Below are 17,793 nucleotides of genomic sequence, written 5' to 3'. Positions count from 1 at the left end.
ACAAACCCGCTGGCCACAGACCTGAAACGGTCACCCGCGAAGTACGGGTCTAGATTGGTGAAGCGTCAGTATTCCAGGGGTGTTGTATTCCCGCTGGTGTCGATCACAGCAGGGGTTGCTCACGGGCTGCCCATGTTGGCTCTCGGACCTCAGACTGTGGTCTCCGGCTGTGCGGGGTCGAGGTAGTGCAGTGTGGTGCGCTCGGCGTGCGGGGCTAGCAGGTCCTGCAGCTCGGTGGCGGCGGTCTTGAGGTGGTGGCCGTCGCGGGTGGCGTGGAGGGTTTCGAGGACGAAGGCGACGTGGGTGGAGTTCTCGGTGACGCAGGTCTGGTGGGCGTCGCGGTGGTTCCAGTGGCGGGTCAGCACGATGCTGGCGTCGGTGTAGATGATCTCGCCGGGGTTGGGGTTCTCGACGGTGTCGGGTTCGCCGAGCGGGGTGAAGGATTCGGTGCCGTCGGCGTGGCGGATGTCGATGTCGCCGGTGACGTGGTCGAGGTCGAAGGCGCCGGCGGGCAGGCCGTGGCGTACGGAGACGGTGTTGTAGGAGTCGACGGCCGGGTTGATCCGGGGCAGGGTGCCCTTCTTGGCGAGGCGGCGGCCGAGTGCGTCGACGCTGGGGCGGATGCGGCGGGGGTTGGTGCCGAAGGAGCGGTAGGCGGTGTGCCACGCCTCGATGCGGGGGTCGTCCTCGTCGGCGGGCTGCCAGGTGCCGTCGGCGAGCTGCTGTTCCAGTTGCTGCACGGCGGCGTCGGTGTGGGGCCAGGGTTCACGGCCGCGCAGCCCGGTGGCGGTGACGACGGCGATGAGGGTGTCGGGGTGGGCGTTGGCGACGGCGGGGTCGAGGCGGAGGGCGGGCATGGGCGGGTTCCGTTCCGTGCGTCGGGCGGGTGCGGGTGTGGGTCAGGGCTTCCAGGTGCCGGTGCGGTCGAGGCGGCGGAGCTGCTGGCGTGCGGTGGGGACGTCGAGGCCGTGGCCGCGTTCGGTGAGGTGGTCGGCGACGGCGGTGCGGTGCTCGGCGGGCTTGTGGTCGTCGTACTTGAACTTGGCCTGGACATCGGTGACTTCAAGGCGCAGGCCGCGGATGCCGGGCAGCATCCGGCCGTACGGGGGCCGGTCGACGGCGATGGGGGCGTGGTCGCCGTCGGGCTGGAAGTGGGCCATCTGGCGGCTCAGCAGTTCGGCCTTGGCCTGGGGGTCGTCGACGATGTGGGCGTGGCAGGTGAACTGGACGGCGGTGTAGTAGCTGGTGGGGACGCCGTCGGTGGGTGGGGTGCCGGGCTTGGCGCGCCAGGGGCCGGGGACGAAGGCGTAGTCGCCGAAGACGGTGAACAGGACGTTGGGGTCGTTCTCGATCGCCTTCCAGGCGGGGTTGGGGCGGGCGAGGTGGATCAGGAGGTGGCCGGGATCGCTGGTGAAGTGGGTGGGGACGGCGACGGGCGCCTGGTCGGGCAGGCCGTTGGCGCTGAGGATGCCGAAGTCGTGGCCGTCTGCGATCCAGGTCTGCCATTCGGCTTCGTCCAGGGCGGCGTCCCAGGGCTGGATGAACATGCGGGGCTCCGTAAGGTGTTGGCCGGCCCGGGAGGGCCGGATGTGGCTGATGTGGGCTTGCCTTCAGTGGCTCCCAAGGAGTGGCCGTCCGGCTCTCCGGGGCGCCCTGGCTGCTGATTGAGATGTGCGCGCTGTGTGCGGTCGCTGATTACGGAGACGACGGCGGGGTGTTCCTCGGGCCAACGGCAGGCGAGTGGGATCGAGGAGGGGTGAGTGAGCGAGCGAAAGTCCCATGTCTGGGCCGGTGTTGACGCCGGGAAGGGCCATCACTGGGCGGCTGTCGTCGACGAGACCGGTGCGACACTGTGGTCGAGGAAGATCGACAACGACGAGCCGGCGATCCTGACCGCGATCGGCGAGATCCTGGACCTGGCAGACCAGGTCCACTGGGCGGTGGACATCTCCGGAACGTCCTCCGCGCTGCTGCTCGCCCTGCTCGCTGCCCACGGCCAGAAGGCCGTCTACGTGCCCGGCCGGACCGTCAACCGCATGGCCGGCGCCTACCGAGGTGAGGCGAAGACCGACGCCCGCGATGCCTACGTCATCGCCGAAACGGCTCGCCACCGCCGGGACTTCACCACGATTGAGGTACCCGCCCAACTCGGCGCCGACCTCGCGCTGCTGACTGCCCACCGCTCCGATCTGGTCGCCGACCGGGTGCGGATGATCAACCGGCTGCGTGACGTGCTGACCGGCGTCTTCCCCGCCCTGGAGCGGGCCTTCGACTACTCGGCGCACAAGGGTGCCCTGGTCCTGCTGACCGGCTACCAGACCCCGGCCGCGATCCGCCGACAAGGGCGCGCCCGCCTGACGGCCTGGCTCGCCAACCGCGGCGTCCGAGGCGCCGATGCGGTGGCGGCCACCGCGCTGGAGGCCGCCGAGGCTCAGCACACCGTGCTGCCTGGCGAGGATGTCGCCGCCGCGATCGTGGCCGACCTCGCCGCGCAGATCCTCGCTCTCGACGACCGGCTCAAGCAGATCGACAAGCAGATCCGCAACACCTTCCACGCCCACCCACAGGCCGAGATCATCGAGTCCATGCCCGGCATCGGGCCGATACTCGGCGCCGAGCTCGTCGTCGCCGCCGGCGATCTGACCGCATACGCGGACGCCGGCCACCTCGCCTCGGCCGCCGGGCTCGTGCCCGTCCCCCGCGACTCCGGCCGCCGCACCGGCAACCTGCACCGACCCAAGCGGTACAGCCGCCGTCTGCGACGGGTCTTCTACCTGTCCGCGCAGACCAGCATCATCAAGGACGGCCCGAACAGAGACTTCTACCTCAAGAAGCGCGCCGAGGGCTGCAAGCACGTCCAGGCGATCATCGCCCTGGCCCGCCGCAGGGTCAGCGTCTTGTGGGCCCTCCTGCGCGACAACCGTGTCTTCACCTCCGCTCCGGTCGCGCAGGCGGCTTGACTCAGTCATTGAGACTCCTTGCGGTGGTGCGGTGCGGGGGAGGTCAGGTGAGGGCGAGGAGGCTGACGGCGACAGCAGCGGCGCCCAAGCCGACAAGCTGGCCGCGATGGACGCGCTCGGCGAGGACACCGCGGGCGAGCAGGACCGTGCCAGCCGGGTAGAGGGCGGTGATCACGGCGACGGTGGCGAGGTCCCCGCTGCGGGCGGCGAGCAGGAACAGCAGGTTCGCCACTGAGTCCAGGACGCCCGCGGCGGCCGACATCGCGTACGCGGGCTTCTCCGGGCCCAGCCGGTGGCGCAGCAGACCGGCCGCGGCCAGGGTGACGGCCGAGGAGACCGCCCGGCCGATGATCAGCGGGGCGACCCCGCTGTCGGAGGGCGCCTGGTGCAGGAAGATCAGTTGAAGGGCGATGGCGGCACCGGCGCCGAAGGCCAGCAGCAGCGCGGTACGGGAGGGACGTGAAGAGCCGGTGCCGCCTCCGGCGCTGACTAGCACTACCGCCACCAGGGCGAGCGGCAGCCCCGCGAGGCCGGCGACGCCCAGGTGCTCGCCCTGCAGCAGGCCCACCGCGACGGGCAGCGCGGCTGACACCAGCGCGGTCACCGGCGACAGCACGTTCATCGGGCCGATCGCCAGGGTGCGGTAGAGCAGGGCGAACGCGGCGGCCGAGGCCACCCCCGAGGCGGCGCCCCAGCCGAGGGCCCCGGCGCTGAACGAGGCGCCGAGGAACGGCCACAGCAGCAGTTCGACCGCCAGAGAGGCCGGGGCCGCGATCAGCACGGTCCGTAGCACGTGGGCCTTGCGGGCACCGAGGCCGCCGAGGAAGTCGGCGCACCCGTACGCGAGCGAGCTCCCGAGAGCCAGCACCAGAGCGATCACAGCATATCCCTTACCATTTCAATGGAACGACTCGACGGTACAACGGATCGACCGTCGAATGCCAACGAAACGACCGCACAGTGCATTCGAGTGGTCCACTGCGAGGATGGTGATCAAGTGACCGAGACAGTCGCCGCCCTGCGGACGGTCGCGCGCAACGTCAAGGCGGCCCGCCTGCGCGCGGGCCTGTCCCTGGAGGAGCTCAGCCGGCGCGCCCAGGTCAGCAAGGGTGCCTTGGTGGGCTTGGAGAAGGCCCAGGGCAACCCGAACCTGGCCACCCTGGTCCGCCTCGCCGACACCCTCGGCATCTCGGTGTCCGACCTGATGCAGGGGCGGCCCGAGGGTCGCGTCCGCGTCGTGACCGCCGACGCGGTGGCGCCGCTGTGGACCGGAGAGCAAGGCAGCGAGGCCCGGCTCATGCTGACCACCTCGGGGCCGGCTCCGGTCGAGGTCTGGCGCTGGCGGCTCGAGCCGGGCGAGGAATACCCCAGCCACCCCCACCAGGCCGGAGTCGTGGAGACCGTCAGCGTCACCTCCGGCCGGATGACCCTCGTCGTCGACGGCACCGAGCACGCCGTTGAAACGGGGCAGACCGCCACGTTCGACGGCGACGCCCCCCACACCTACCGAGGCGCGGGCACCGAGACCTGCCACTTGGTCATGACGGTCCACCTACCACCCGGCCCCGCCGCCACAACCTGACCACGAGCGCGCCGCCGACCGGCACCGAAAGCGCTGAGCCACTCCCATGTTGCATCTGACGCAAAATCGTTGCATCGGCTACCGCCCTGCAGGTCAACGGCCCCGTCGGGGTGCAGGCCACCAGCCTGCACCCCAGCCGAACAGCACGTCAGCCGCCCAAGGGGCCGTGTCGAGTTGTTGCACCAGATGCAATTCGACCCGTTAGTTCCAGGTCGTTCCGGCCAGGAGCCCGTCGTAGCCGAGGCTGACCATGGCGGTGTTGAAGTCGTCCCACTCGTCTTCGGGGGTGGTGAAGTGCTGGTCGAAGAAGGCGAGTGTGAGGTCGGGCTCGTGCCACTCGTGCGCGCACCGGCAGCGGACGAAGACCAGTTGGCGGACGTTGAGGAGTAGCCAGTCGCGGTGGGCCCGGCAATGGGGGCAGGTGATCGGGATGCCGCGGGCGTCGAGTTCGTGGGGGTGGGGAACGGCGCGGATGGTGGTGGGGTGGTGGGCGTTCTCGTCGGTGCGGCGGTTGATCAGCGTGGTGCCCTTCGTCCGGTGACGGTTCCAGCGACACGACAAGACGTGCGGCGGCCGGGATGTTCCCGACCGCCGAAGACGACATCACATCGACACCTGATGGCGTCAGCGGGTGCGGCTGGGGGCGGTGCCGAGGGCTGCGGTGGGCGGGATGGTCGGGTTGGTGGGGGTGGGGCCGAGGGCGATCGCGGCGGGTGAGCGGCGGCGGGCGGCTTCGGCGGCGAGGTTGCGCTCGGGGTTGCGGCTGGTGTGCTGGATGCGGCCGAGGAGGACCTTGGCTGGCTGGCGGGCGGTGGTGAGTTCGCGGCGGGCGGCGGCCTCCTGGAGGAGTTGTCGGGGCTGGTGGCCGAGGGCCTGGGCGTCGGCGAGGACGGTGGCCAGAGCAGGCCAGTTGGGGTCGGCGAGGATCTGCTTCGCTTGGTCGGGAACGGCGGAGCGGACGTCGCCAGCGAGGGTGTTGGTGATCTCCGGCTTGGGCTGGCGGTGGGTGAGGGCGGCGAGCTGTTCGGCTGCAGCGTGGTCGTAGGCGGTCTGGAGGTGCTGGACGGCCCGCTGGGCTGCTTCGGCCTGCTGGGCGTGGCCGCGCGCCTGGTGCCAGCGGTTTGTGAGGATCGCCGCCCACACGAGGGCTGCGATCATCACGGTGAGGGAGTTGCCGTCGGGGCCGTCGCTCGCGTGGATGATGTCGCGGGCGGCCCGGCGCAGGTCGGCGGCGGCCTGATGGTCGGCGCGGACCTGGGAGCGCTGGGCGCGGGCGAACGTCCTTGTGGCGGCTCGCAGTTCAGCCCGGAGTTCGGCGGGAGCCTGCTGGGCGGTGGCGTTGATGATGTCGCCCAGCGCGGTGATCTGCGCCTGCGCCAACGCGCCGTCCCCCTCCTCCCCGCCGCTGGCGGTGTCCTCGGCGAGGTGGGTGTGGAGGGTGTCGAGCGCGTCGGTGGTGCGCTGCCAGCTGGTGGTGGGCCGGTTGCGCCGGGCGGTGGGGTGCTCCTGCGGGGTGCCGGCCGTGAGGCGGGACTGGAGCTTGGGCAGGGAGAGATCGGGGGCGAGCTCGCTGCCGGGAATGTAGATCTGCTCGCCCTTGGCGTTGAGGTCGCCGGGCCGACCGACGGCGTAGCCCTGGAGGTCGCCGGACGGGAGTCGGCGGGGCTTGACCGCGACGCCGTCGGCCTGCAGGTAGGCGAGGAGCTCCTCGACGTTGGCGGCGTGGGGGATGGCGTCGCGGATGCGGTCCCGGAGCCAGTCGCGGCTGGTCTGCTGCCAGCCGAGGCGGTCGGCCTTGTGCATCTCGGCCTGGGTGGGGCGGCGCTCGCCGGTCCGGTCGCCGGGCTGGACCTGGTGGAGGCCGAGTTCCTTCTCGATCTTGCGGGCTTCGGCCTGGGCGCGTTTGCCGCTGTTGTGGAGCTTGGGGCGGCGGCCGTCCTCGCGGACGGTGGTGGCGAGGATGTGGATGTGGTCGTCCGCGTGGCGTACGGCGATCCAGCGGCAGCCGTGCGGGTCGCGGTCGGGGGCGATGCCGGCGGCGTGGACGGTGCGGCGGGCGATCTCGCCCCATTCGGCGTCGGAGAGGTAGCGGTCGCCGGGGGCGGCGCGGACGGGGCAGTGCCAGACGTGGTCGGTGACCTTCTTCCCGAAGCCGCTGTTGCGCAGGTTCACCGGCTCGTCGAGGATCCGGGCGAGCTGGGTGAGGGTGGCGTTCGGGTCGCGGCCGGGATCGCGCAGGCCGAGCGGGCTGAAGGAGGCGACGAGGTGCGGGTCGGTGTGCTCGTCGTGGCGGCCGGGGCCGTAGAGGTAGGCGAGCAGTCCGCGGGTGTTGCCGCCGGGGGCCTTGATGGAGGGGATCACGCGCGCCGACCTCCTTCGGGGCTGGTGGGGATGAGTAGGGCTTCGGCGATGTCGCGGAGGAGGTCTTCCAGGCGGATCAGGCGCTCGCGGCTGTCGGGTACGAGGCGGTCGTCGCGGTGGAGCACGTGGACCATCTGATTGATGTTGTTGCCGATGGCGTTGATCTGCCGAAGGATCTCGGCCCGGAACTCCTGCAGGGCGAGGCGGTCGGTGTGCAGGGGCAGGTCGACGGTGAACTCGCCCCGGATGAACGCCAGCGAGATGTCACCGACGTATCCGGAGATCGTGTCCCCGTATCCGTGGCGGCCAGCGGCATCGAGGAGCTCGGCATGTTGCGGCGGGGTGTAGCTGACCGGTCCGACCCGCTCTGTCCGGCGGGTTCCGGTGTGCTTCCGGTTCTTGCCGTGGGGCATCGGCTGGGCGCCTTCGGGGGCGTCCAGTTTCGGGACGTCGAGGGCGGCGGTGTTCTCGTGCAGGAACGCGGCACGGGCGACGCGGATGCTCTCGTCATCGACGATGGCGGGCGGCTCGGTGCTCGGCTGGTCGCTGCGGACGCGGGCGAGGATGTCGAGTTGCAGGGCGTTGAGCTTGTCCGGGCCGAGGGCCTTTGCCTGGTCTGGCGCGCCCTCGCGCCGGGCCTCCTCCGCCACCCCTGGGGCGGAGACTCCCAGATCCGCGCGAAGTGTCGGAGACTGGGTACAACTGGCTCCGCCAGGAGCCGAGTTACCGAACGCGCGGAGCAGACGGCCGATCAGCCTACCGCCCTTGGCGCCCTCCTCGGGCACGGTGCGGGCGGGAGCACGGCGGGGCTGAGGGGCGGCCAAGGAGTCCTCCGGATTTCCTGTCGGGGTGGGCGGGCGCAGGCACGCGGTGCGTGCGGTGTGCGGGGTGATGGTCGGGCCGGGAGTCCGCTTTGGTGGTGCCGGATATCCGGTGTAGAAGGCGGGGGTTCGGGACTTCCGGTGTCCCCGCCAACGGCATTGCGGGGTGCCGGTGATCACCAGCGCGGAAGAGAAGGCGGCCCGCCCGCTTCGGCAACGGCCGGTGCTCGGGCGAGCCGCGATCAGCGGCGGGGCGTCAGGCAGCCGAGCGGCTCTCTGGCGCGTCGGCCTGCTCGTCCTTGAAGCGCTGGGTCAGCTTCCCGAGGCGGTCGCTGGCGATCGGCATGCCGGCCTCGCGCAGGGCCGTCCTGATCACAGCCTGGGTGGGGCCGTGCTCCTCGACGGCTGGGCGGACGATCTCCGCCAGCTCGTCCATCGAAGCGGCGGGCCTGCGTCCCGTGCGCCTGGCCCCCACCACCGGTTCCCGGTCGCCGGGCTGGACGTCGTCGTCGGGGGCGTCCTCCACCCCGTCGTCGAGCGGGTCGACCTCGTCCGTTTCCGTGAGCGGAGCAGGCTCGGCTGCCGGGGGAGCCGTGGTGGGCTCCGGGTCCTCGTGGAGCGCGGGTTCGCCCTCGGCGGGCTGCGGCTCGGTGGCGACCGTGGTCGGCGTGGTGCCGTGGGCGAGGAAAGTGCCGCCGAAAAAGGCGAGGGCGGGCCATCCGGCGACCAGGATCCGCAGCCAGGCGGGGACGTGGGCGAGGTCGAGGAGTCCGGCGGTGGCGACGTTCGCGCCGAGGGAGGCGGTCAGGGCGATGGCGAACCAGGTCCAGGCGGTGCCGGCCGCCCGGCCGCTGGCGCGCAGGGTCCGCATACGGCGCCAGGCGGCGACGAGAAGCAGGTCGACCGAGACCGGGTAGGCCCAGGCTTTCCAACCGTGCTGTCCGGCGGCTTCGGCGATGTCGTGGAGGTGGGCGAAGGACAGGGCACCCGCGATGGCGGCCTGGACGAGGACGGCATCCGGGCGGGGCGTACGGCGTGGGTTGGTGGCGGTCATGCGGAAGGCGGTCCTCGCGGGTCGGGCGGCGGTGGGTAGCGCGATTGCTGGGGGCGTTTACGCGAACCCCCTTCTAAAGGGGGGTCCGCGCGAAAACGCTCGGGCGCGACAACGGCGTAAACGGTTGCGGAAACGCCTCTACCTGCGGTTTTTCCTGGGGGCGTCCGGTGCAACAACGGGTTGTACAACGGTCGCGGCGGTGGAGGTGCGTGAACGCTCGCGAAAACGCCCTGTTCCCCGTGACGTGGCCGTCGCGGCGGCGACCCGGTGGCCCTCGGCGTCGGTGGGGGCAGGTTCGGCGGGCGCCTGCCTGGTGGTGTTCTGCGATGCGGCCGGTACGACGGTCAGCGGGATGGGGGGCTGTTCGACCAGGGTCGGCGGGGCGCTGGTGTTGATGTGGCGGGCGGAGGTGAAGTAGCGGTCCTCCTTGCCGCCGCCGATGCCGCCGGCGGAGCCCTTCTCCACCTCGGCGAGCCCAGACTTGACCTGGGTGTTCAGCCGCCGACGGGCCCGTCCGATGGCTGCGGCGTCGGGCTTCTTGTCCCCGGTCATGGCGGCCGCTAGCTGCTTGGCGGTCACGCCGTCCGGCGTCGCGCGCAGGAGTTCGGCGATGTCGATGGTCTCTTCGACAGTGCTGGTGCCCGCCTCGTGGTCGTGGACGATGGTGAGCGGGCCGATCTCGCCGGTCGAGGTCTTGACGTGGTGGAGGTTGACGACGGGGTCGCCGGCTTCGCCGGTGATGAACAGCACGCTGCCCGCGCCGGAGGTCAGCCAGGTGGAGCCGTACACGCGATCGAGGGTGGGGCGCTGACCGCGAGGGGCGTCCGCGGTGGCCTTGCGCTGGTGGTGCAGCTCCATGATCTGGACGCCCTCGCGCATGGCCCGGCTGCGGGCGGTGTTGTAGGCGATGGCGAGGCTGTCGTCGACGAGGGTGCTGACGGCGTCCTTGAGGCTGTCGATGACGATGGTGTCGGCACCGTGCGCAGAGGCCATCTCGGCGAGGAGGCCGGGCTCCTTGTCCAGGCTGCTTGGCAGCGGGCCCTCCCAGATGATGAGCCGCTCGCGGACCAGCTTCTCGTGTTCGGGCCGGACCAGTCGGGCCATGGCTCGGGCGATCTGCTGGGGCCGGTCCATCGCCAAGTACAGGACGCGCTTGCTCTCGGCGACGGGCATGCCGAGCGCCGAGTCGCCCAAGCCGATCCGGGCGAAGATCACTTGATGTGCGATGGTGGTCTTGCCGACGCCAGGGGCGCCGACGATCATCAGGCTCTCGCCGGCTGCCCACGCGAGTTCCCCGGGGGTGCCCCACAGAGGCTCCTTGGCCGCCCCGGTCTTGGTGACGAAGTCCCAGCCGTCCACCATGAAGCGCGACAGACGGCTGTTTCCGGAGGCCAGCGCGCGCTCGCGTCCCTCGCGGACCTCGGCGTCGAGGGCACTGCGGATCTCGTCCGGCTGGGCGCCGGGCAACAGGGCTTGCTGGACGGTACGGATGCCCGTGGCATGCAGCTTCCGCAGCTCCGACTCTCGTCGCACGATGGCCGCGTAGTAGTCGGCGTTGTCCGCCGATGGCGGTGCCTCGGCGGCGAGCCGGACCAGGTAGCTCACGCCGCCCACGCGCTCCAGGGCACCGGCGCCTCGAAGCCGGTCGGCGACGGCCACCGCGCCTGTCGGGGCCCCTTCGAAGGCGAGGTCGAGGATCGCGCGCCAGATGGTCTCGTGGGCGGGCCGGTAGAAGTCGCCGGCGTCGAGGACAGTGCGAGCCGCGTCGATGGCGGGCCGGCCCAGCGCCATGGCAGCGCCGATGACCGCCATCTCGGCGTCCAGGTCGTTCGGCGGTGTCCCCTTCGGGAACGCAGCGTGGTCGTCGTCGAAGGCGGTATCGGCCGCACCGGAACTCGACGGCCCGTATGCCGGGCCCGTAGGCTGGGACATGGATTCCCTCCCGCCGTGCATCAGGCCCTGGCAGGCCGCACAGCGGTTGATCGTCTTGATGGGTGGTCATGGGAGCCTTCACGGCCCTCGGTGCGCTAACACCGGGGGCCGCCCTCGTTTCCGGGCCCGCGCGGCCGATCGTGCTGGCCTGAGTCCGTCAACGTCCGCAGAGTAAACACACATCACCTGCGTCACGTCAAGGCAGGTCCTGTGTAGTGGCAACACAATGTGCGTGCTGATTGTTGACTTGTTCTGTGCTTGGCCGGTACCTTGTGTGCCATGACGAACCCCAAGGACTGGCAAGCCGGCGTGACCGGTCGTGTCGCCGAGGCGGTCCGGCGGTTCCGTGAGGAACGGGGGATGAGCGCGCAGGACGTCGCTGCGGCCTGCGCGGAGCTGGGCTACCCAATCGCGCGGAGCATCATCGCCAACCTGGAGAACGGGCGGCGCTCAAGCGTCGACGTGGCGGAGGTCCTGGTCCTCGCCAAGGTCCTCGACGTCCCCCCGGTTGCCCTCCTGGTCCCGGTCGGGGAGACCGGAGAGATCGAGGTCCTCCCCGGCCGGATGATCTCCACCGATGAAGCGCTTCAATGGGTCTGTGGCGACTTGCCGCTCGACTACGAACCTGCCAACGACACCGTCGAAGAGCGGTTCGAGGAGGTTCGCAAGCACCGCCAGATGATGTACGGGCTGCAGAAGGCCATCAGCCGAACCGAGGAGTATCGCCGTGGCGCGGCCCTCAGCCGCGACATGCCCACTCGCGAGCACAACAGCAAGCTGGTTGCCCAGTTCGACGAGATGATCAGTGACATGTCGCTCGCGATCCAGGACCTTCGCGCGGAGATGCGAGCCAAGGGCATTCATCCGCCCACCCTGCCGCCCGCTCTCGCCCATCTCGACTACGTCGAGACTGAGGACGCCTGGGTTCACGTCTCCGAGGCGCCCGCTGATGCGCCGGGTGTCCGCCCGCCCACAGACGAGGAGGTCACGGATCCCGCAGGCGTGTACAACCGCCCCCCGAAGAGGATCTTCGAGTAGGAGCCGACGGGCTGCCCAGCCCGAGCTGAGCTACCACGCGGCACGCGCGACGGACCGCCAGAACCGTCCGCGTCTCGCTCCAGGTGTTAGCGCGCCTGAGCGAGGGATCGCGCCGCCATGACCACCCATCACACACGATCAGCCGCCCGGGGTGCCAGCCCCGCGCGGTCGCCGAGGAGTCCCATGCCTCAGTCCGTCCTTTCCCTTGCCCGCCTCTCGGAGGCACTGGGTCTTCCCGAGCAGAGCCTGCTCGCCCTCGTCGCGAACTGCGATGCGGCTCCCGACCCCACCCTCGTCGCCCTCACGGTCGAGGAAGCCGCCCGCCGCCTCGGCGTCGGCCGCACCACGATGTACGCCCTCGTGGCGTCGGGCGAGGTGTCGTCCGTGAGGATCGGTCGCCTGCGCCGGATCCCCGCCCAGGCGCTGAACGACTACATCGCGAGCCGGGCCGGCGCCACTGTCGCGCTCGTGGCGTGAGGGGGGCTTCATGACCAAGTCCCGCAAGCCCAACGGCGATTCGACGATCTACCAGGCCAAGGACGGGCGGTGGCACGGCTACGTCACGGTCGGCGTGAAGGACAACGGCCTCCCCGACCGCCGGCACGTCACCCGCAAGACCCGCCCGGAGATCACCAAGGCCGTCCGCGACCTGGAGGCCAAGCGCGACAAGGGCAAGGTGCCCAAGGCCGGCCAGCGCTGGACCGTCGAGAGCTGGCTCACCCACTGGGTCGAGAACATCGCGGCCCTCACAGTGGGCGAGAACACCATCGACGGCTACCGCGTCGCCGTCTACCACCACCTCATACCCGGCCTCGGAGCACACCGCCTGGAGAAGCTCGAACCCGAGCACCTCGAACGCCTTTACGCGAAGATGCAGGGTGCCGGCAGCTCGGCGGGGACCGCTCATCAGGTCCACCGCACGGTCCGCGTGGCGTTGAACGAGGCGGTCCGCCGCAAGGCCATCACCGAGAACCCGGCGACGATCGCCAAGGCCCCGGTACTGGACGAGACGGAGGTCGAACCGTACTCGGTCGAGGAGGTCCAGCGGCTCCTGCTCGAAGCGGCCAAGGTCCGCAACACCGCCCGATGGGTCATCGCCCTCGCGCTAGGGCTCCGCCAGGGCGAGGTGCTCGGACTCCAGTGGGAGGACGTCGACTTCGAGGCCGGCGTCATCCTGGTGCGGCGTGGTCGGCTGCGGCCCCGCTACAAGCACGGCTGCGGCGACCGCTGCGGGCGAAAGCCCGGCTACTGCCCGACGAAGATCAACATTCGGCGCGAGACCAAGTCCACCAAGTCGAAGGCAGGCAAGCGGCCGATCGGCGTGCCCGAGGAGCTGATGAAGCTCCTGGCCCAGCACAAGGAGACGCAGGACCGCGAACGCCTGCGTGCCCGCGACCTCTGGGTCGAGAAGGAGTACGTCTTCACCTCGGAGGTCGGCGAACCGCTCAACCCCAACACCGACTACCACCGGTGGAAGGACCTGCTGAAGGCCGCCGAGGTCCGCGACGCCCGGCTTCACGACGCCCGGCACACCGCCGCCACCGTGCTGCTGATCCTCGGCGTGCCCGACGCCGTGGTCGACGCCATCATGGGCTGGGAGCCCGGCAAGTCCGCCCGGATGCGGCGGCGCTACCAGCACATGACCAGTCCTGTGCTCCGGCAGACTGCCGACAAGATCGGCGGCCTGCTCTGGCCTGCGGGCGGTCCGACAGGCAACAGCGAGACCGATGCTGGTCCGGCCCAGGCTGAGCTTTCTCTGCCCCAGCCGAGCGCCGATCCGGTCTCGGACCAGCCGGTGGTCTTCGTCGCCAACCTTGGTCGGCAGCTCGTGCCGTTCCTGGACCGAGAGCACGCCTTGGCTCTGGTCGATCGGTGGAATGCCGAGCGTCCCGGCCACTCAGCCGGGGTCGAGGTCTGGGACCAGGCGAAGTGGGACAACGAGGGGCCGGGCGGACGCCGGGCGATCCGGGATCGCTCTGTCGACCAGAAGGTCATCTTCCACGCTTACGCCGCGCTCCGCCCCGGAGGTGAGCGGGTAGACCTGGCCGTGCCCGAGCAGTGGTCGGTCGCTGCTTGGGACTTCGAGCCGGACCTCTACACCGATCGGTCAGCGTCTTGGCGAACGGCCCGTCGGCCCGGCCCCGAGCAGCTCGTCGAGGTCCAGGTTCGGGGCACGGATAAGGTCGCGGTCGCGGCTGCCTTCGGCGAGGCTCTGGAGCAGGCCGTCGATCGAGCTCAGAACCCGGGCAAGTACGGCGACAGCTCTGACTGGTAGAGCCTGTTCTGGCCATCGGCCAAGGCTCGCGCTGCGGCCCTGGACCACAGTCACGGTGGTCCAGGGCCGCAGCATTTGCCTCAGTCGTTTGCGAGCAGTTGCTGGAACAACGGGCAATCGACGGCGTGCCACTCGCGTACGAGGACGTCCTGGCCTTCGAGGATCACCTCGGCGTGCCAGGGGTGGCAGTCAACGCACGGCCAGACTTCGTACGTGGTGCCGTCGTCGTCGAAGGCTGGCAGATCGATGGATCCGACCGGAGCCGTGTAGCCGACCTGCGGCCGCTGCGATGCGTTCGTCACAGGGGCAGTATCCCCGTTGCCGCCCGGTCGAGTGATGGTTGCCCTCCTATCGAAGGCCATGGGCGGCAGCAAGACGGGGTTTCTGGGCGAGGAGGGATTCGAGCTTGCTGTCTGGCCAGAGCTCAATGAACGGTGCGACGCCGCTGTTGTTGTGCCTCTCCGCCCACATAACGGCATCGCTCGAGAAACGTCCGCTTGTCGCGATGATCAGCGTGCGGACAACGGGCGGTTCCCACAGCTTCATGGACGCCACGGTCCCTGAGACGGCTGGGACATCGACAGTCTTGGCAAGCCAGTGTTTGGCCTGCACGATGACTCGCTCGGTGCGAACACTGCCGGTGCTGTCGTGAAGCACCCGGTCCATCGAAAGGTCACGCCCGCGATCCGGCGCTCGCGTATGCGACAGCCACTGCACGTTGTGATGCTCTGGGAAGGCGCGAAGCAGGTCGAACAGCAGCCGTTCAAATCCGTCGGCGTCCAAGCGACGCCATGCCAACGGCGTGGCGGCTGAGTCCAGGGGATCTCTGACCGGCCCAGGGAGTCTTCGGTCGCTTCTCCAGCCCAGGGAGGTGGCGCTGACAGCGATCGGTGGTGCGGGGGTGCCTGCCTGACCTTGCGGTGGTTCAGTCGGAGTCTTCCACTGCGGCGTTCGAGGGGCAGCGGCGCCCATGAAGCCGAGTGGTGGCGGGTGAGCACTTTGTCGATGATGTTCGCGTCGTCGACGTACGAGCAGACGTCCCCACGCTGGAACCACCCCAAAGAGGACAGCAAACGTGATCGTCGCCAGCAGGGTGTCCAGCCACTTGGGCAGGGAAGAAGGCCGGCTGCTTGTCCCGATGGCGAGGGCTGTCACTACGGCGAAGCCGACCGTCAACCAGAACGCCCAGTCCCGGTGCAGCGGCTGGTCGTAGAGACGTAGCACGGCGTTTCGGCGCACGTTCCGGTCCCGTGACGTAGGTGAAGGCCCGGCACCTTTGTCCATGCTTCCATGGTGCCGTGCAGCGTACCTGCACCGCTCGTCCTAGGTGGGCGACCTCAACTGCAACCAAAACTGCAACCAGAGAACGACGAAGGCCCGGACCGCTGAGCGGTCCGGGCCTTCGTTTGCCCTGGTGGGCAGAGGCGGAGGATACGAGATTCGAACTCGTGAGGGGTTGCCCCCAACACGCTTTCCAAGCGTGCGCCCTAGGCCTCTAGGCGAATCCTCCGTGGGAGAGCTTAGTACATGTTCAGGGGTGGTCGCGACCACGTATCTCGCAGGTGGGGGGTGGGGGGTCGCCTGGGGATGGGTGGGCGGGGTGGTGGTGTCGGGGTGGGGTCGGGATCCGGTAGTGTTGGGGGCAGCCCCTCGTGTGGCGTTATCTCTCTGAACCCCCCCAGGGCCGGAAGGCAGCAAGGGTAGGAGGGCTCTGGCGGGTGCACGAGGGGTCTTTGCGTTGAGGGGCGACGCGTTTGTCGGTCCGTCCCGATATCGTCGGGGGTGTGTCCCTAGCCCTGTACCGCCGCTACCGCCCCGAGACCTTCGCGGAGGTCATCGGGCAGGAGCACGTGACCGCTCCGCTCCAGCAGGCCCTGCGCAACAACAGGGTCAATCACGCCTATCTGTTCAGTGGCCCACGTGGCTGCGGCAAGACGACGAGTGCGCGCATCCTGGCCCGCTGTCTGAACTGCGAGCAGGGGCCGACGCCGACGCCGTGCGGTGAGTGCCAGTCCTGCCGGGACCTCGCCACGGGCGGGCCCGGGTCGATCGACGTGATCGAGATCGACGCGGCCTCGCACGGTGGTGTGGACGACGCGCGCGAGCTGCGGGAGCGGGCGTTCTTCGCGCCGGTGCACAGCCGGTACAAGATCTTCATCCTGGACGAGGCGCACATGGTGACCTCGGCCGGCTTCAACGCGCTGCTGAAGGTGGTGGAGGAGCCGCCGGAGCACCTGAAGTTCATCTTCGCCACCACCGAGCCGGAGAAGGTGATCGGGACGATCCGGTCCCGGACGCACCACTATCCGTTCCGGCTGGTGCCGCCCGGCACGCTGCGGGACTACCTGGCGGAGGTGTGCGGCCGGGAGGGGATCCAGGTCGAGGACACCGTGTTCCCGCTGGTGGTGCGGGCGGGCGCCGGGTCGGTGCGTGACTCGATGTCGGTGATGGACCAGTTGCTGGCCGGCGCCACCGAGGGCGGCGTGACGTACCGGATGGCGACCGCGCTGCTCGGGTACACGGACTCGGCGCTGCTGGACGAGGTGGTGGACGCGTTCGCCGCGCAGGACGGGGCGACGGTCTTCCAGGTGATCGACCGGGTGGTCGAGGGCGGCCACGACCCGCGGCGGTTCGTCGCGGACCTGCTGGAGCGGCTGCGGGACCTCGTGATCCTCGCCACGGTGCCGGACGCGGGGGAGAAGGGGCTGATCGACGCCCCGGCGGACCGGATCGCGGTGATGCAGGCGCAGGCGGACGCGTTCGGCGCGGCGGAGCTGAGCCGGGCGGCGGACCTCGTCAACACCGGGCTGACGGAGATGCGCGGCAACGCGGCGCCCCGGCTCCAGCTGGAGCTGATCTGCGCCCGGGTGATGCTGCCGGGCGCGTACAGCGACGAGCTGTCCCTCCAGGCGCGGCTGGACAAGCTGGAGCGGCGGGCCGCGACCGGTGGCTTCGTCGCGGGTGGGGGTGGGATGGCCGGCGCCCTGCCGACCGTTGCCCCCGCGCCGCCGGTGGCCGCGCCGCCGGTGGCCGTAGCGCCGGAGGTGGTGCAGCCCGTGCAGCAGGCGGTGGCCCCGGCTCCGGTGCAGCCCGCCCCCGCGCCGCCGGCCGGGCCGGCGCCCGGGGCCTGGCCGATCAAGCGGAGCTTCCCGCCGGCCGGGGAGGCCCCCGCGGCGGAGGCCGCCCCGGCCCCGGGGCCCGCCCCGGTGGCGCCCGTGCCGCCGGCCCCGGCTCCGGTGCAGCCCGCCCCGGTGGCCGCCGCCGCTCCCGCTCCGGCGCCCGGTGGGCAGCCGTCGCCGGCGGCGCAGCAGGGCGCGGGCCAGGTGCGGCAGCTGTGGCCGCAGATCCTGGAGGCGGTGAAGAACCGGCGCCGGTTCACCTGGATCCTGCTCAGCCAGAACGGCCAGGTGGCCGGGTTCGACGGCAGCGTGCTCCAGGTCTCGTTCATCAACGCGGGCGCCCGCGACAGCTTCGTGAGCAGCAACAGCGACGACGTGCTGCGCGCCGCGCTGGCGGACGCGCTCGGCGTGGACTGGCGGATCGAGTGCATCGTCGATCCGTCCGGTGGCGCGGGCGGTCCCGGCGGCGGCGCCACCGGCGGCTTCGGCGGCGGGAGTGGTAACGCAGGAGGGAGCAGCGGCGGTGGCGGTGGGGGCGGCTGGGGTGCCCAGCCGGCGCGTCCGGTGGCGTCCGCGCCCCCGGTGGCGCCATCCGCCCCGGCACCCGCGGCCGCCGCCGCTCCGGCGGCCGGACCGGCTGTCGCGCCGCAG

At 70.7% G+C, this 17,793-nt stretch carries 15 protein-coding genes, 1 tRNA gene, 1 other RNA gene and 1 pseudogene; 7 read left to right on the top strand and 11 right to left on the bottom strand.

All coding sequences use genetic code 11. The features are described from left to right. Positions 1–149 precede the first annotated feature (149 nt). Positions 150–857: a B3/B4 domain-containing protein gene (locus ACFP3U_RS35800; protein ID WP_380229949.1), complete on the bottom strand. Its 708-nt coding sequence runs from the start codon at positions 855–857 to the stop codon at positions 150–152. A gap of 42 nt (positions 858–899) precedes the next feature. Then, entirely contained in the window at positions 900–1,547 is a 648-nt protein-coding gene (locus tag ACFP3U_RS35795; protein ID WP_380229948.1) for an FMN-binding negative transcriptional regulator, read from the bottom strand. Between the two features lie 213 nt (positions 1,548–1,760). Between ACFP3U_RS35795 and ACFP3U_RS35790 the strand changes: the two genes are divergently transcribed. Further along, positions 1,761–2,960 carry an IS110 family RNA-guided transposase gene (locus tag ACFP3U_RS35790; protein ID WP_380229947.1) on the top strand — a complete coding sequence of 400 codons (1,200 nt, stop codon included), beginning with the start codon at positions 1,761–1,763 and terminating at the stop codon, positions 2,958–2,960. A gap of 43 nt (positions 2,961–3,003) precedes the next feature. Here ACFP3U_RS35790 and ACFP3U_RS35785 read toward each other — a convergent pair whose 3' ends face one another. Next, a complete protein-coding gene (locus ACFP3U_RS35785; protein WP_380229946.1) occupies positions 3,004–3,840 on the bottom strand; it encodes an EamA family transporter in 837 nt (278 codons plus the stop codon). A gap of 117 nt (positions 3,841–3,957) precedes the next feature. Between ACFP3U_RS35785 and ACFP3U_RS35780 the strand changes: the two genes are divergently transcribed. Continuing rightward, positions 3,958–4,542, top strand: a complete 585-nt coding sequence (locus ACFP3U_RS35780) for a helix-turn-helix domain-containing protein (protein WP_380229945.1) — start codon at positions 3,958–3,960, stop codon at positions 4,540–4,542. 201 nt (positions 4,543–4,743) lie between these two features. Here ACFP3U_RS35780 and ACFP3U_RS35775 read toward each other — a convergent pair whose 3' ends face one another. The 5 genes from ACFP3U_RS35775 to ACFP3U_RS35755 all read right to left on the bottom strand — a co-directional run bounded on the left by ACFP3U_RS35775 (position 4,744) and on the right by ACFP3U_RS35755 (position 10,710). Next, positions 4,744–5,103, bottom strand: a complete 360-nt coding sequence (locus ACFP3U_RS35775; RefSeq protein WP_380229944.1) for a hypothetical protein — start codon at positions 5,101–5,103, stop codon at positions 4,744–4,746. Between the two features lie 63 nt (positions 5,104–5,166). Next, positions 5,167–6,903 carry a relaxase/mobilization nuclease domain-containing protein gene (locus tag ACFP3U_RS35770; RefSeq protein WP_380229943.1) on the bottom strand — a complete coding sequence of 579 codons (1,737 nt, stop codon included), beginning with the start codon at positions 6,901–6,903 and terminating at the stop codon, positions 5,167–5,169. Then, positions 6,900–7,553 (bottom strand): MobC domain-containing protein, encoded by a 654-nt coding sequence (locus ACFP3U_RS35765; protein ID WP_380229942.1) that lies wholly within the window; start codon positions 7,551–7,553, stop codon positions 6,900–6,902. The genes ACFP3U_RS35770 and ACFP3U_RS35765 overlap by 4 nt, the downstream gene beginning before the upstream one ends. Before the next feature lie 427 nt (positions 7,554–7,980). Further along, a complete protein-coding gene (locus tag ACFP3U_RS35760) occupies positions 7,981–8,778 on the bottom strand; it encodes a DUF2637 domain-containing protein (protein WP_380229941.1) in 798 nt (265 codons plus the stop codon). Between the two features lie 138 nt (positions 8,779–8,916). Then, positions 8,917–10,710 (bottom strand): DnaB-like helicase N-terminal domain-containing protein, encoded by a 1,794-nt coding sequence (locus ACFP3U_RS35755; protein ID WP_380229940.1) that lies wholly within the window; start codon positions 10,708–10,710, stop codon positions 8,917–8,919. A gap of 279 nt (positions 10,711–10,989) precedes the next feature. On the opposite strand from ACFP3U_RS35755, the gene ACFP3U_RS35750 reads away from it, so the two are divergent. The 3 genes and pseudogenes from ACFP3U_RS35750 to ACFP3U_RS35740 form a co-directional block, all read left to right on the top strand. Further along, positions 10,990–11,748: a helix-turn-helix domain-containing protein gene (locus ACFP3U_RS35750; RefSeq protein WP_380229939.1), complete on the top strand. Its 759-nt coding sequence runs from the start codon at positions 10,990–10,992 to the stop codon at positions 11,746–11,748. 183 nt (positions 11,749–11,931) lie between these two features. Further along, positions 11,932–12,225 (top strand): helix-turn-helix domain-containing protein, encoded by a 294-nt coding sequence (locus tag ACFP3U_RS35745; RefSeq protein ID WP_380229938.1) that lies wholly within the window; start codon positions 11,932–11,934, stop codon positions 12,223–12,225. A gap of 10 nt (positions 12,226–12,235) precedes the next feature. Continuing rightward, positions 12,236–13,447 (top strand): annotated as a pseudogene (locus ACFP3U_RS35740) (tyrosine-type recombinase/integrase); the annotation flags it as partial. A 656-nt stretch (positions 13,448–14,103) separates the two neighbouring features. Here the strand turns inward: ACFP3U_RS35740 and ACFP3U_RS35735 are convergent. The 3 genes from ACFP3U_RS35735 to ACFP3U_RS35725 form a co-directional block, all read right to left on the bottom strand. Continuing rightward, positions 14,104–14,325, bottom strand: a complete 222-nt coding sequence (locus tag ACFP3U_RS35735) for a hypothetical protein (RefSeq protein WP_380229936.1) — start codon at positions 14,323–14,325, stop codon at positions 14,104–14,106. Positions 14,326–14,371: 46 nt separating this feature from the next. Next, on the bottom strand, positions 14,372–14,806 hold the full coding sequence (locus ACFP3U_RS35730) for a restriction endonuclease (RefSeq protein WP_380229935.1): 435 nt from the start codon (positions 14,804–14,806) through the stop codon (positions 14,372–14,374). A 642-nt stretch (positions 14,807–15,448) separates the two neighbouring features. Further along, a tRNA-Ser gene (locus tag ACFP3U_RS35725) sits at positions 15,449–15,533 on the bottom strand. Positions 15,534–15,664: 131 nt separating this feature from the next. Between ACFP3U_RS35725 and ffs the strand changes: the two genes are divergently transcribed. Together ffs and ACFP3U_RS35715 are read left to right on the top strand one after the other, a co-directional pair. Then, an RNA gene (ffs, locus tag ACFP3U_RS35720) (signal recognition particle sRNA small type) lies at positions 15,665–15,761 on the top strand. A gap of 46 nt (positions 15,762–15,807) precedes the next feature. Then, positions 15,808–17,793: DNA polymerase III subunit gamma and tau (locus ACFP3U_RS35715; protein ID WP_380229934.1), on the top strand; the 1,986-nt coding region annotated here is incomplete at its 3' end.

Origin of the sequence: Kitasatospora misakiensis (genome assembly GCF_042656005.1) — a bacterium.
Taxonomy (GTDB): domain Bacteria; phylum Actinomycetota; class Actinomycetes; order Streptomycetales; family Streptomycetaceae; genus Kitasatospora; species Kitasatospora misakiensis.
Note: the sequence above shows the minus strand (reverse complement) of the source record. Positions and strands in the feature narration are given on the sequence as shown.

Excerpts from the sequence above, each read along its gene's own strand:
- ACFP3U_RS35800 (WP_380229949.1), bottom strand. The coding sequence starts at position 857 with ATGCCCGCCCTCCGCCTCGACCCCGCCGTCGCCAACGCCCACCCCGAC.
- ACFP3U_RS35795 (WP_380229948.1), bottom strand. The coding sequence starts at position 1,547 with ATGTTCATCCAGCCCTGGGACGCCGCCCTGGACGAAGCCGAATGGCAG.
- ACFP3U_RS35760 (WP_380229941.1), bottom strand. The coding sequence starts at position 8,778 with ATGACCGCCACCAACCCACGCCGTACGCCCCGCCCGGATGCCGTCCTC.
- ACFP3U_RS35755 (WP_380229940.1), bottom strand. The coding sequence starts at position 10,710 with ATGTCCCAGCCTACGGGCCCGGCATACGGGCCGTCGAGTTCCGGTGCG.
- ACFP3U_RS35750 (WP_380229939.1), top strand. The coding sequence starts at position 10,990 with ATGACGAACCCCAAGGACTGGCAAGCCGGCGTGACCGGTCGTGTCGCC.
- ACFP3U_RS35745 (WP_380229938.1), top strand. The coding sequence starts at position 11,932 with ATGCCTCAGTCCGTCCTTTCCCTTGCCCGCCTCTCGGAGGCACTGGGT.